This window comes from Pseudoclavibacter sp. VKM Ac-2888 (assembly GCF_015351285.1).
Lineage (GTDB): Bacteria > Actinomycetota > Actinomycetes > Actinomycetales > Microbacteriaceae > Pseudoclavibacter.
Window position 1 is genome coordinate 175,278 of record NZ_JADKSM010000004.1, and the last position, 12,492, is coordinate 187,769.

Below are 12,492 nucleotides of genomic sequence, written 5' to 3' on the forward strand. Positions count from 1 at the left end.
GTCTGCCCTGCAGTTCGCCGCACCGCTCCCACAGAGGCGGTGAGATTCGGTAGCCTTCGCGTGATGTTTCTGCCACTGAAGAATGCCCCCCGTGATTACGCCTGGGGTGCGCCAGGATCGATCTCGCAGCTGCTCGGCACGACCGGCGCCTGCACCCTCGACGACGCCGATTGGGAGGGAGTGCCCCAGGCCGAGCTGTGGTTGGGGGCCCATCCCGGTGCCCCGAGCCGAATCGTCGACCCCGAGCTCGCGGGCGGCGCCGCCACCCTCGACGCCTGGATCGAGCAGGCGCCGGTGGCTGCGCTCGGCCGCTACGCCATGGGGTTGCGCGAGGGTGACGGCCCACGGCTGCCGTACCTCCTGAAGGTGCTCTCTGCGGCGGCCCCGCTCTCGCTCCAGGTGCACCCGACGCTCACGGACGCGCGTCTCGGGTTCGAGCGCGAGAACAAGGCCGGCATTCCCCTCAGCGCGCCGGAGCGCAACTACAAGGATCCGCTGCACAAGCCCGAGATGCTCCTCGCACTCAGCGAGACGATGGATGCGCTTGCCGGGTTCCGCGACTTCGCCGAGGTCGCCGCGGTTGTCGGCGACTTCGCGCGCCGCGCGGAGTCGGACGCCGAGCAGCCGCCCGCAGGACGCGCCGCGCTCGCGGACTTCGAGGCTCGGGTCGTGTCGCTCTCCACGGGGGAGGAGCTGCAGTCCCTCGTGACCTGGCTCCTCGAGGGTGGTGACGCCGTCGGCGATCTCGTGGCGGCGGTCTCCGGGGTAGCGCTCGCGGGCGACGAGTCCGGAGACCAGTCCGAGCGCTTCGCTCGGGAGCGGGGCATCATCGCCACGCTGGCGCGCATGTACCCGGGTGACCCCGGCATCGCGCTGGCGCTGCTGCTCAACCACATCACGATCAGGAGGGGAGAGGCGATCTTCCTCCCCGCCGGCAACATGCACGCCTACGTCCGGGGCCTCGGCATCGAGATCATGGCGGCGTCCGACAACGTGCTGCGTGGCGGGCTCACGCCGAAGCACATCGACATCCCGGAGCTGCTCGCGCGGCTCGACTTCGCCCCGGTGCCGCCGCCCTACATCGCCGCGACGCGCATCCAGGAGGGCGTCGAGGAGTACCGGCCCGAGATTCCCGACTTCCGGCTCGTGCGGGTCGTTCCCGGCCCGGATGAAGCGGTGAAGACCATCCATCTCGACGGCCCGACGATGCTCTTGTGCCTCGAGGGGGAGGCCCGTCTCGAGGGAGCGAAGTCCACGGCGAAGATCAGCGCTGGCGAGTCCGTGTTCGTGACGCCCGATGAGCTGCCCGTGCGCGTCATCGGCTCCGTCGACCTCTTCGCGGCCGGGCCGGGGCTCGACCGTCGCGACACGGTGCCGATGCGACACGCCGACTAGCTGAGAATCTTCGTCGCGGGGGTCTGCGAGCCCCCGGGGTGGTCCAGCCCGCCACCTCGCGGGGGATCCTCGGCGACACGCCGCCGCGAATCGCGCGCGGCTTCTCCGAAAAGTCTCAAGACCGGGCTTAGTGTTGAGGGCTTTCGACTTGACGCGGGGTGAATTACAACGATGTAATGATTCCGACGCGCGGGCAGGTGCCCGCAAGTAACGTGGGGAGAACGTGATATGGCAATTCCAGGGAGGAACCCCTCGGTTCCGGAGGACTGGTATGTCGACCCGGTCAACCTCGGCGTCCCAGGAGTTCGAAGGAATGTCGGCGACGACAACCCGCTCGCATGGCAGGCCGACGCGCTGTGCGCGCAGGTCGATCCAGAGGCCTTCTTCCCGGAGAAGGGTGGGTCGACGCGTGACGCGAAGCGGATCTGCGACTCCTGCGAGGTCCGGAGCGACTGCCTCGAGTACGCGCTGTCCAACGACGAGCGCTTCGGCATCTGGGGTGGGCTGAGCGAGCGCGAGCGGCGCAAGCTGCGCAAGCTCGCGTAACCGCCGAGAGCCCGGTCCGCGTGACCGAGCGGGCCACGTTGATGGGCCCCGTGACGACTTCGGTCGTGCGGGGCCCTTCGTGCGTCCGCTGGCGGTGACACCGGGGTGCGCGTGTTCGCGGCTTGCCGCTCGCAATGCGGCATCGCTCGGGGGAGCCGAATACCATTCGTTCAATGCGTCCCGGAGTCACCGCAATCCTTGTCGCGCGAGATGCGTCGCGCTCGCTCGAGCGCACCATCGCCGCGCTCGAGGGATCGTCGCGCATCCCGGACCGCGTCGTGATGGTGAATCTCGCGTCGACGGACTCGACGCTCGAGGTCATGCGCGCGGCCGAACCCGACATCCTGCTGACGCTGGAGACCGAGACGACGTTCGGTGCCGCGCTCGCCGAGGCGGTGGCCGTCCTCGAGGAGCAGGGGCTGCAGTCGGAGGGCGACTGGCTCTGGCTGCTCAGCGCCGACAACGCTCCAGAGCACGACGCGCTCGAGCAGCTCCTCGACACCGCCGAGCGGAACCCCTCGCTCGAGGTGACCGGCCCGAAGCTCGTCCGCAGCGACGACGCCGCGACGCTCGTCGAGTTCGGCCAGTCGATGCTGCAGAACGGCGAGAGCCTGCGACTCCGCGAAGACGAGCTGGACCAGGGGCAGTTCGACCAGGACTCCGACGTCCTCGGCGTCGCGGCCGGCGGCATGCTGGTTCGTCGCGAGCCGTGGCTCGCGCTCGAGGGCTTCGATCCTGGCCTTCCCGCCGTCGATGACGCGCTCGACTTCTGCACGCGGGTGTGGCTTGCCGGCGGCCGCGTGCTGCTGACCCCCTCAGCGCGAGTCGCCTGCGACCCCGAAGCGCCGGGGACGGCCGCGATGAACCCCGGGATGAGCGCCTCGGCGGTGGAAGCTGCCAGAGACACCGCCAGGGTGCACCGCAGTCTGACGAAGACCCCAGCAGCGGCGTTCGGCGTCCTGCGGCTGCTGCTCATCCCGATCGCTCTGCTCAAGGGCATCTGGCACCTCGTGCGGAAGCGTCCGCGCCGTATCCTCGCCGAGCTCCGCTCCGCGTCGCGCGTGACGTTCGGCAAGACCGGGGCCGCCCGCTCGAGGGCGCAGTTCGCGAAGACGCGCACCGAGCCGTGGACCGTCATCGAGCCGCTGCTCGTGAGCGCCGAGGAGAACCAGAAGACGCTCGGTCTGCAGCGCGAGGAGCTGCGTGCCCTCACGCACGAGGAGCGTGAGCGGTACTCGCTCGTCGGCTCCGGAGGACTCTGGGTGCTGCTCGTCTCGACCGTCCTGGGCCTCGGCCTCGGCCTGTCCCTCATCGGCCAGTCGACGCTCTCCGGCGGTGGCCTCCTGCCGCTGGCCGATTCCATCGGCACGCTCTGGGGGCGCACCGGGTACGGGGTCCGAGATGTCGGGGACGGCGCGTTCGGCGTCGCCGATCCCTTCACCTACGTGCTCGCGGTGCTCGGCACCCTCACCTTCTGGCACCCGAGCCTCAGCATCGTGCTGCTGTGGCTGTTCGCGCTCCCGCTCGCCGCGATGGGTGCATGGCTCCTCGTGGCGCGCCTCACCAACCGGGCCGGGCTGCGGGCGTTCGCCGCCTTCGCCTGGATGCTCGCGCCACCGCTCGTCGTCGCGCTCGCGGAAGGGCGCATCGCCGCCGTCATCGCGCACCTCGTGCTCCCATGGCTCATCTTCTCCGCGCTGAGCGCGTCGAGGAACTGGTCGCGCGCGGCTGCGACGGGGCTGCTCGCGGCGATCGCGATCGCGGCCGCCCCGATCCTGGCACTGCCCATCGCCATCGTGTGGCTCGTATGGCTCGTCATCGGCGGGCGGGGCTTCGTCCAGCGCCTGCTGACCGCGGTGCCGACCCTGGTGCTGTTCGCGCCACTCGCCGTCGCGCAGTGGAACCGGGGGCGCCCGCTCGCGCTGTTCGCGGACCCTGGAGTCCCGCTCGCGAGCACTGCTCCTGATGCGTGGCAGATGCTCCTCGGCTTCCCCGGGTCCCTGCTCGAGGACCCGAGCTGGGCTGGCGGGCTGCTCGAGGGTTCCCCTGCGGTCCCCATCGTCGCCGCGGCCCTGGTGGCTCCGCTCTTCCTCCTGGCGCTGCTCGCCCCCGGCAGCCGAAACTGGCGCGCGTCGCTCTTCGGCCTGCAGCTGCTGCTGCTCGGCTTCGTGACCGCGGCGGCGGCGAGCCGCTTCGGCTTCTCGCACGTCGGGGTCGAGAGCATCTCGCTGTGGCCCGGCAGCGCGCAGTCGCTCATGTGGCTGGGTGCCCTGATCTCGGCCGCGGCAACGCTCGGCGCGCTCCGCCCCCGGCTTTCGCAGGTCTTCGCCGGTGTCACGCTGGTCGGCATCGTGCTCCTGGCTGCTCTTCCCGCGACGGCACTCCTGCGCGGCGACGCGCTGGTCGGTGCCGGCGACGGCCGATCGCTGCCCGCCATCGTGGATGCTCAGGGCCGTGCCTCTGACGAGGTCGGCACCCTCGTGATCGCGCCGCTCGCGAGCGGCGCCGTCGAGGTGCGTCTCGAGCGCGGCACCGGCGACAGCCTGGACTCGCAGTCGACGCTGCGCACCACGAGCGTCGGCTTCTCCGCGGGCGACCAGCGCCTGGCGGAGCTGGCCGTGAACTTCGCCTCGGATTCCTCGTACCGCCCGACCGAGGAGCTGCACGCGCTCGGCATCAGCTACCTGCTCGTCCCGGAGGGCGGGAGCGACGCCGCGACCATGGAGGGGCGCCTCGTCTCCTCCCTCGACGCGAACTTCGGGCTGCGCCCGGCCGGGGCAACGGAGTTCGGCACCCTCTGGCAGGTCGTCGGCCCCACGCTGGAGCCGACCGACCCGAGTGTCTCCGGTCCGCTCGATACCGCGAACACCGGAACCACGCTCGGTCGGTCGATGCTCATCGTGCAGGGTGTGCTCCTTGCCCTGACGCTCCTCGCCGCCCTCCCGACCGGAGGGCTCAGCGCCCGCGCCGCCGATGTGCGCCGCCGGGAGAAGACCAGCGGGCGCCCGTGGTACGACCTCGACGGCGACACGGACGGCGACGAGCGGATGCTGCGGCGCGATGTCACCGCGCTGACGGTCGACGACTTCGACGACGACGATGACGTGCTCGGCACAGGTGCACGGGGAGGCGACCATGACGCTCGATGAGTCGAAGGTGATCGCCGAGGCGCGTGCCGCAGACGACGCAGCCCGCAAGGCGCCCGGAAAGCGGCACGCACGGCGGCCGGTCTGGCGCGCCCTGAGCGTCGGCGCCGCCATCGTCGCGGTCGGGGGCGTCGTCGCGGCCGTGCAGCTCGCGCCGGAGGGCGTCGTCGTCGCCTCCGCGAACTCCGTCCTCGTGAGCCCTGTCGCGAGCGCGCAGGATCGCGTGTGCCCCGGCCCCCTCACGCTGCTCGGGCTCGCGACCGACGACCCGACGCTCCCCGCGACGCTCGGCACCACGAGCATCCGACTCGCGGGCGACGAAGGCGGGCTCGAGGTCGAGCCGGTCGTCGCCTCCACGCCTGCGGCCGACCAGCAGCAGGCGCTCGCGCCCGTCCGCTTCACGGTGCCTGGCCTGACCGAGGACGGGTCGCCGACGGCGTTCGCTGCGGCCCAGACGCTCGAGCTCGCGCAGCCCTCGGCCGGGGGCTTCGCAGCCACGGCCTGCCGGATGCCATCCGCAGAGCAGTGGCTGGTCGGAGGCAGCACGGCGGAGGGCAGCAGCACGCAGCTCGTCATGGTGAACTCCGCCGACCAGGCCGCCGACGTGCGCGTCACGGTCTCGACGGCAGACGGCGTCGTGCAGGCTCCGACGATCCGCGAGATCGTCGTGCCCGCGAGCAGCAGGGAGGTCGTGAGCCTCGAGGGGGTCGCGCCCGATCGAGGCGATCTGGTCGTGCACGTGGAAGCCGTCTCCGGAAGCATCATCTCGACGCTGCACCAGACCCGCACCTCAGGCGCGACGCCGAGCGGCATCGAGATCATCGGGGCCCAGGATGCGCCGAGCACCTCGCTCGCGATCGTCGGCGTCCCCTCGACGAGCACTGCGTCGGAAGCCGAGGGCACGCTGGTGCTCGAGCGCGGCGCGACGCTGCGAGTCCTCGCGCCCGGAGACGAGCAGACGGAGCTCACCGTCGACGTGCGCGACGCGGCCGGCACCGCCCTGGAGCCGATCTCGCTCACCATCGAGGGCGGACGGACCACGGAGATCCCGCTGACGGGGTATCCGATCGGCCAGTACACGCTCGGGATCGAAGCGAGCAACCCCGTCGTCGCCGCCGTGCAGACCACCGCCACCGCCACAGCATCGGACCTGGCCTGGTACCTGCCGGTCCCCGTCCTGAGCGACAGCCAGGTCGTCGCCGTGCCGAACGGCCCGTCTCCCAAGCTGCAGCTCGCCGACGCCGACGGGGTCGAGAAGACCGCGACGCTCATCGCGGAGGACGGCACGGAGACAGCCGTCACGATTCCGGCCAACGGCACGACGTCCATCGACGTCGAGGCCTCGCGCGAGTACCGGCTCGAGGGGCTCGACCGGGTCTCGGTCCAGCTCGCCTACGCGGGCGACGGTCAGCTCGCGGCCATCCCGAGCTACGCGGGAAACCCGCTCGCCGAGGTCATCACCGTCTACCGCTGAGGCAGGCAGGCGGCGGGGAGCTACTCGTCGCCGAAGCGCTCCGGCGCGATGTCCCACGGGTCGGAGCCGAGCAGCTCGGCGACGGCCTGCAGCACGCACCGCTCCACGAGCATCCGGTAGTGGACCGGGTCCTCGCAGTGCAGTCGTGCGAGGCGATCTATCGCGACCCGGTACAGGATGATGCGGTTCGGTGACTCGACGTGCCAACGATCCATGCCATCCGCATGCTGCAGGGTCTTCGGCACGTTCGCGATGTCCACCTGCACATTCGCGAGCCGCTCGGGGTTGGCTGCGCGCAGGTAGTTCATCGCATCGGCCACGTGGTTCTCGAACCGGACCACCCGACCCGTGAGCATCGGCAGGTACGGCCCGGCGACACTCGAGCGGATGCCCCTGCCGTGCCTGCCGCGGGCAAGGCCCCGCTCAGGGCGGGCCTGCCTCCTGGCGTTCTCGGACTTCTTCTCCCGGCGGCGACGTGGCATGCCTGCGAGTTTACGCCCGGCGTAGACTTGCGCCGATGTCCAATCGACCATGCTCACGAGTCGCGTGCACCCGCAAGGCGGAGTACACGCTGACCTTCGACTACGAGGACAAGCTCGCCGTCATCGGCCCGCTTGCGCTCGCCGCCGAACCCCACAGCTACGACCTGTGCGCGCGCCACGCGGAGCGCTCGACGCCACCGCAGGGCTGGAGCATGATGCGTCCGGTAGTTTTGGGTTCATGACTTCTGTGGCAATCGCACCCGCGTCGAGTGACGAGCGGGGTTCTCTCTCTGGTGTCGTGAAGAGCTACGACGTTCGGGGGCTCGTCGGCAGCGAGCTCACCGAGACGCTCGTGACGGCGCTCGGCGCCGGCTTCGTCGACGAATTCGCGCTGTCCGGCCAGACGGTCGTCGTCGGCCACGACATGCGCGACTCCTCTCCGGGCTTCGCGACGGCCTTCGCTCGCGGCGCGACCGCGAGGGGCGCGAACGTCACGCATATCGGGCTCTGCTCGACCGACGAGGACTACTTCGCGTCCGGCCGGTACGACGCGGCCGCCGCGATGTTCACCGCCAGCCACAACCCTGCCGCCTACAACGGCATCAAGCTGTCGCTCGCCGGCGCGAAGGCGCTGAGCTTCGACACGGGCCTCTCCGCGATCCGCGATCGCGCGGCAGCCTTCCTCGATGAGGGCATCGCCGCCGTCGAGCAGCCGGGCGAGGAGCAGCGCATCGACGTGCTCGCCGACTACGCGGCCTACCTGCGCGAACTGGTCGACCTCTCGGGCATCCGCCAGCTCAAGATCGTCGTCGACGCCGGCAACGGGATGGGCGGCCTCACGGTTCCCGCCGTGCTCGGCGAGGCGGCCGGCCTCGGAGCCCTGCCACTCGAGATCATCCCCATGTACTTCGAGCTCGACGGCACGTTCCCGAACCACGAGGCCAACCCGCTCGACCCCAAGAACCTCGTCGACCTGCAGGCGGCCGTCATCGAGCATGGCGCCGATCTCGGCCTCGCCTTCGACGGCGATGCGGACCGCTGCTTCCTCATCGATGAGCTGGGTGAGCCCGTCTCGCCGAGCGCCGTGACCGCCATCGTCGCGCGCCGCGAGATCGCGCGTGTCCGTGCAGCCGGCGAGACCGAGCCGACCATCCTGCACAACCTCATCGTCTCGCGTCACGTTCCGGAGGCAATCAGGCAGGAGGGCGCGAAGGCCGTCCAGACGAAGGTCGGCCACTCGCTCATCAAGGCGCAGATGGCTGCCACGAATGCGGTCTTCGGCGGAGAGCACTCCGCGCACTACTACTTCCGCGACTTCTGGAGTGCCGACAACGGCATGCTCGCGGCGATGCACGTGCTCGCAGCCGTGGGCGGCTCCGACAAGCAGCTCTCGGAGATCGGCGGGCTCGAGAACCCCTACTTCGCCTCCGGTGAGATCAACTCGACGGTCGCCGACGTGCCTGCGGCGCTCGCGCGCATCGTCGACACCTTCGCGAGCACCGCGGAGTTCGAGGAATTCGACGGCCTCACGGTCCGCGGCTCCGACGAGACCGGCTTCTGGTGGTTCAACGTGCGAGCCTCCAACACCGAGCCGCTCCTGCGCCTGAACGCCGAGGCGAAGGACGAGGCGCGCCTGCAGTCGCTGCGCGACCAGGTGCTCGGCCTCATCCGGGCCGAGTAGCAGGCCCGCAGCATCCACCACACCCGTAGCAAGGAAGCAGCAGTCATGGCACCAACGTCAGGTATCGAGCTCTCCACCGAACGTCCGTTCGTCGTCGCAGATCTGGCGCTCGCGCCGGCGGGGCGCCACCAGATCCGTCTGGCAGAGATCGAGATGCCTGGGCTCATGGCGCTGCGGGCCCAGTACGCGGGACAGAACCCGCTCGCCGGCGCACGCATCGCCGGCTCGCTGCACATGACGGTGCAGACCGCGGTGCTCATCGAGACCCTCACCGACCTCGGTGCCGAGGTGCGCTGGGCCAGCTGCAACATCTTCTCCACGCAGGATGAAGCCGCTGCTGCCGTCGCTGTCGGGCCCGACGGCACGGTCGAGGAGCCGAAGGGCATCCCCGTGTTCGCCTGGAAGGGCGAGACGCTCGAGGAGTACTGGTGGTGCACCTCGCGCATCTTCGACTGGAGCGCAGAGGGTGCCGTCGGCCCCAACCTCATCCTCGATGACGGCGGCGACGCGACGATGCTCGTGCACCTCGGCCGGGAGGCCGAGATCGCGGGAGCCGTCCGTGACGCGAGCGACGCCGACAGCGTCGAGATGCGGGTTGTCCTCGACACCATCCGCGCCTCGCTCGCCGTCGACGCCGGCCACTTCACCCGCATCGCAGACGAGGTGCGCGGCGTCACGGAGGAGACGACGACGGGCGTGCACCGCCTGTACGAGCTCGCCGAGCGGGGCGAGCTGCAGTTCACGGCCATCAACGTCAACGACTCGGTGACGAAGTCGAAGTTCGACAACACGTACGGCATCCGCCACTCGCTGCCCGACGGGCTGAACCGCGCGACCGATGTGCTCATCGGCGGCAAGACCGCCTTCGTGGTCGGCTACGGGGATGTCGGCAAGGGGGCGGCCGAAGCCCTTCGCGGCCAGGGCGCTCGCGTCATCGTCAGCGAGGTCGACCCGATCTGCGCGTGGCAGGCCGCGATGGACGGCTTCCAGGTCGCCAAGGTCGAGGACGTCCTCGACCAGGTGGACATCTGGATCACGTGCACGGGCAACAAGAGCGTGCTGACGCTCGAGCACATGCTCGGCATGAAGCACATGGCCATCGTCGGCAACGTCGGGCACTTCGACAACGAGATCGACATGGCCGGGCTCGAGGGCCTCGCCGGTGCGACTCGCGTGGAGATCAAGGCGCAGGTGCACGAGTGGCGCCTCCCGAACTCGCGCTCGCTGCTGGTGCTGTCCGAGGGGCGGCTGCTGAACCTCGGCAACGCGACCGGTCACCCCTCCTTCGTCATGAGCAGTTCCTTCACGAACCAGGTGCTGGCGCAGCTCGAGCTCTGGCAGCGCCTCGACGCCTACCCGCTCGGAGTTCACGTGCTGCCGAAGCACCTGGACGAGCAGGTCGCGCGTCTTCACCTGGATGCCCTCGGCGTGAAGCTCACCGAGCTGACCCCCGAGCAGGCCGACTACATCGGCGTCGCCGTCGACGGCCCGTACAAGGTCGACCACTACCGGTACTGAATCTCGCCCGCCGCGCATCGGCAGGCACGCGAGAATCCGCAGCCCGACAGGGGAGAACCCTGGCGGGCTGCGGCTGTTCGCGCTGCAGTGCGCCGTCGGGTCCCGACACGGCCCGCCCGGGAACCGAGCTCTGACCCGCGGCTCAGCCTCGGTCCGGGAACGAGTGGGGCATGCCGTTGAGCGTCGGGGCCAGCGCCGCCTCCCGACGGCCGATGGCGGAGAGCGCGGCGAGCTCTCGATCGCGGCGCAGCACGGCGAGGCCTCGCAGGTAGGTGTCGGCGTCGACGTCGGGGATCGGGTGCACGTGGGGGAGTGTCTCGCGCGCGATCTCGCCGGCGGCTCGGTCCCGGTGCGCGGGCGTGAGGTGCTCAGCCTGGTCGAGGTAGTCCAGGATGCGGCGAGCGGTTCGGTCCGGCAGCCTCCCGGCGTCGGCGATCCCGGCCCAGGCGATGAGCTGCTGGGGCATCGGCCCGAGGTGGCTTCTGAGCTTCGGGGCACGTTCGCGCTGGCAGGTGGTGCCCGCCAGGATGTCGCCGAGCCGCTTGGCCCTGCCGTTGACGAGGCCGGTGATGATGGCGATGCCGCCGAAGGTGCCGTACAGCTCGATGAATCCGAGCAGGGAGCGGATGAGCGCCTGCCGGAACCCTGACGCGCCCCCGTCGTCGCGAACGATGCGCAGCCCGGTGGCGAGCTTCCCCACCGATCGGCCGTGCGAGAGGGTCTCGACGACGCACGGAGCGATGACGAGGCAGACGACGAGAAGCGAGAGGGCGATGGCGCTCATGAGCGCCTCGTCGATGGCGAACGGGAAGTCGTCGCTCGAGAGGACCGTCATGGTCAGGATGAGGAGGCCGACGTATCCGACCATGTAGACCAGCGCATCGAGGGCGGCCGATGCCGCGCGGAGCGCGAACCCCGCTGGCCGGACGTCGAGATGCACGCCTTCGCCGGCGACAAGCTGTTCGTCGCTGACGCTCAGGCGTTCCCGTGGTCTCGTCTGAGTGGCCATGGCAGTATTGAAACAGATGGATCTTGAAGCTCTCACAACCGCCCGTTCGGCGGATTGGCGGCGCCTGGGGGCGCTGGCTCGGCACCGGAATCTGACCGGCGCCGAGATCGACGAGCTCATCACGCGATACCAGGACTCGTCGACCGAGCTCTCGGCCCTCCGAACGAGCTACGGCGAGACCCGCGAGGGAGAGTTCCTCTCCGTGCAGCTGTCGCGGGCGCGCGGCAGGTTCACTGGGGCAGGGCGCAACATCCTGCTGGTCCTCGGCACGTTCTTCACTCTTGCCCTGCCCGCTGCGCTCTACCGCGTTCGCTGGTGGACGCTCGGTGCAGCGGTATTCACGTTGCTCGTGGGCGTGCTCAGCTACTGGTGGATCACGGCGAACCCGGAGATCCTCGGATTCCTCGGCTCCGAGGCCGCGCTGGAGCAGTACGCGGAAGAGGACTTCGTCGGCTACTACTCGCAGTTCTCGGAATCCAGCTTCGCGGCGAGGGTCTTCACGAACAACGCTTGGATCGCCGCGCAGTGCATCGCATTCGGCATCACCGGCCTGTGGGTGCCGGTCGTTCTCGTGCAGAATGCGCTCGGGCTCGGCCAGAGCGCCGCGGTGCTCGGCGCGCACGGGCACCTCGATGTGTTCTTCCTCTGGATCGCGCCTCACGGACTGCTTGAACTGACGATGGTGTTCGTCGCGGCGGGCGCTGGGCTTCGCATCTTCTGGGCGTGGGTCGCCCCTGGCGCGAAGACGCGCATGCAGTCTCTGGCTGACGATGGACGTGCGCTCATCGTCGTGGCGATCGGCACGACGATCTTCCTGTTCATCTCCGGCTTGGTCGAGGGGTTCGTGACGAGGCAGGACTGGCCGTGGCCGGTGAAGATCGGGATCGGGGCTGCCGCGCTTGCGCTCTACCTCGTCTACGCGCTCTGGCTCGGCGGTCGCGCGGTCCGGGCCGGCGAGACAGGCGCACTCGAGAAGTTCGACGGCGGCGCGCGGCGGGTCTACGCAGGGTGACGCCAGTGCCGGTGGCCCGCCAGGCAGCGGGCCGGAGAGGTCGACACGCCCGGGATGTACCCCGAGTTGTGTGCCGCCGGGTCTCTGCGTAATGTAATCACTCGTCAGGCCAACGGAGCGAAACGCGAGAGCGGGTCGCACGGGCCGGACAGTCCGAAAGAAAGATCAGCATCTGCCACTTGTTCTTGCAAGTTGGAGCAACATGATCTACACTCGGAACTCCTGCCTC

10 protein-coding genes are annotated in these 12,492 nt (G+C 69.9%); 8 read left to right on the forward strand and 2 right to left on the reverse strand.

The features are described from left to right. The first annotated feature begins 63 nt into the window (after nucleotides 1-63). The 4 genes from manA to ITJ61_RS19075 all read left to right on the forward strand — a co-directional run bounded on the left by manA (nucleotide 64) and on the right by ITJ61_RS19075 (nucleotide 6,561). Complete coding sequence (manA, locus tag ITJ61_RS19060; RefSeq protein ID WP_228497215.1) at nucleotides 64-1,395, forward strand: mannose-6-phosphate isomerase, class I; 1,332 nt, start codon at nucleotides 64-66, stop codon at nucleotides 1,393-1,395. Nucleotides 1,396-1,623: 228 nt separating this feature from the next. Next, nucleotides 1,624-1,941: a WhiB family transcriptional regulator gene (locus ITJ61_RS19065; RefSeq protein ID WP_104242955.1), complete on the forward strand. Its 318-nt coding sequence runs from the start codon at nucleotides 1,624-1,626 to the stop codon at nucleotides 1,939-1,941. Between the two features lie 173 nt (nucleotides 1,942-2,114). Further along, nucleotides 2,115-5,090: a glycosyltransferase family 2 protein gene (locus tag ITJ61_RS19070; protein WP_194687140.1), complete on the forward strand. Its 2,976-nt coding sequence runs from the start codon at nucleotides 2,115-2,117 to the stop codon at nucleotides 5,088-5,090. Next, nucleotides 5,077-6,561 (forward strand): DUF5719 family protein, encoded by a 1,485-nt coding sequence (locus tag ITJ61_RS19075; protein ID WP_146082010.1) that lies wholly within the window; start codon nucleotides 5,077-5,079, stop codon nucleotides 6,559-6,561. Before ITJ61_RS19070 ends, ITJ61_RS19075 begins: the two co-directional genes overlap by 14 nt. Before the next feature lie 20 nt (nucleotides 6,562-6,581). Here ITJ61_RS19075 and ITJ61_RS19080 read toward each other — a convergent pair whose 3' ends face one another. Next, nucleotides 6,582-7,043, reverse strand: a complete 462-nt coding sequence (locus tag ITJ61_RS19080) for a hypothetical protein (RefSeq protein WP_181057986.1) — start codon at nucleotides 7,041-7,043, stop codon at nucleotides 6,582-6,584. 35 nt (nucleotides 7,044-7,078) lie between these two features. On the opposite strand from ITJ61_RS19080, the gene ITJ61_RS19085 reads away from it, so the two are divergent. Genes ITJ61_RS19085 through ahcY form a run of 3 tightly spaced genes read left to right on the forward strand, consistent with a single transcriptional unit; the run spans nucleotide 7,079 to nucleotide 10,242 of the window. Beyond that, on the forward strand, nucleotides 7,079-7,285 hold the full coding sequence (locus tag ITJ61_RS19085; RefSeq protein WP_104242949.1) for a DUF3499 family protein: 207 nt from the start codon (nucleotides 7,079-7,081) through the stop codon (nucleotides 7,283-7,285). Beyond that, nucleotides 7,282-8,724 (forward strand): phosphomannomutase/phosphoglucomutase, encoded by a 1,443-nt coding sequence (locus tag ITJ61_RS19090; protein ID WP_104242947.1) that lies wholly within the window; start codon nucleotides 7,282-7,284, stop codon nucleotides 8,722-8,724. The genes ITJ61_RS19085 and ITJ61_RS19090 overlap by 4 nt, the downstream gene beginning before the upstream one ends. A gap of 45 nt (nucleotides 8,725-8,769) precedes the next feature. Continuing rightward, nucleotides 8,770-10,242 (forward strand): adenosylhomocysteinase, encoded by a 1,473-nt coding sequence (ahcY, locus tag ITJ61_RS19095; RefSeq protein ID WP_194687141.1) that lies wholly within the window; start codon nucleotides 8,770-8,772, stop codon nucleotides 10,240-10,242. A gap of 142 nt (nucleotides 10,243-10,384) precedes the next feature. On the opposite strand, the gene ITJ61_RS19100 is transcribed toward ahcY, so the two are convergent. Beyond that, on the reverse strand, nucleotides 10,385-11,251 hold the full coding sequence (locus tag ITJ61_RS19100; RefSeq protein ID WP_194687142.1) for an RDD family protein: 867 nt from the start codon (nucleotides 11,249-11,251) through the stop codon (nucleotides 10,385-10,387). A gap of 16 nt (nucleotides 11,252-11,267) precedes the next feature. On the opposite strand from ITJ61_RS19100, the gene ITJ61_RS19105 reads away from it, so the two are divergent. Beyond that, the gene (locus tag ITJ61_RS19105; protein WP_104299641.1) at nucleotides 11,268-12,263 is read left to right on the forward strand and encodes a stage II sporulation protein M; all 996 of its coding nucleotides are present in this window, start codon (nucleotides 11,268-11,270) and stop codon (nucleotides 12,261-12,263) included. Nucleotides 12,264-12,492 lie beyond the last annotated feature (229 nt).

What these genes read in the sequence shown, in the direction of transcription:
- manA (WP_228497215.1), top strand. Translation starts at nt 64, where the DNA reads ATGTTTCTGCCACTGAAGAATGCCCCCCGTGATTACGCCTGGGGTGCG.
- ITJ61_RS19065 (WP_104242955.1), top strand. Translation starts at nt 1,624, where the DNA reads ATGGCAATTCCAGGGAGGAACCCCTCGGTTCCGGAGGACTGGTATGTC.
- ITJ61_RS19070 (WP_194687140.1), top strand. Translation starts at nt 2,115, where the DNA reads ATGCGTCCCGGAGTCACCGCAATCCTTGTCGCGCGAGATGCGTCGCGC.
- ITJ61_RS19075 (WP_146082010.1), top strand. Translation starts at nt 5,077, where the DNA reads ATGACGCTCGATGAGTCGAAGGTGATCGCCGAGGCGCGTGCCGCAGAC.
- ITJ61_RS19080 (WP_181057986.1), bottom strand. Translation starts at nt 7,043, where the DNA reads ATGCCACGTCGCCGCCGGGAGAAGAAGTCCGAGAACGCCAGGAGGCAG.
- ITJ61_RS19085 (WP_104242949.1), top strand. Translation starts at nt 7,079, where the DNA reads ATGTCCAATCGACCATGCTCACGAGTCGCGTGCACCCGCAAGGCGGAG.
- ITJ61_RS19090 (WP_104242947.1), top strand. Translation starts at nt 7,282, where the DNA reads ATGACTTCTGTGGCAATCGCACCCGCGTCGAGTGACGAGCGGGGTTCT.
- ahcY (WP_194687141.1), top strand. Translation starts at nt 8,770, where the DNA reads ATGGCACCAACGTCAGGTATCGAGCTCTCCACCGAACGTCCGTTCGTC.
- ITJ61_RS19100 (WP_194687142.1), bottom strand. Translation starts at nt 11,251, where the DNA reads ATGGCCACTCAGACGAGACCACGGGAACGCCTGAGCGTCAGCGACGAA.
- ITJ61_RS19105 (WP_104299641.1), top strand. Translation starts at nt 11,268, where the DNA reads ATGGATCTTGAAGCTCTCACAACCGCCCGTTCGGCGGATTGGCGGCGC.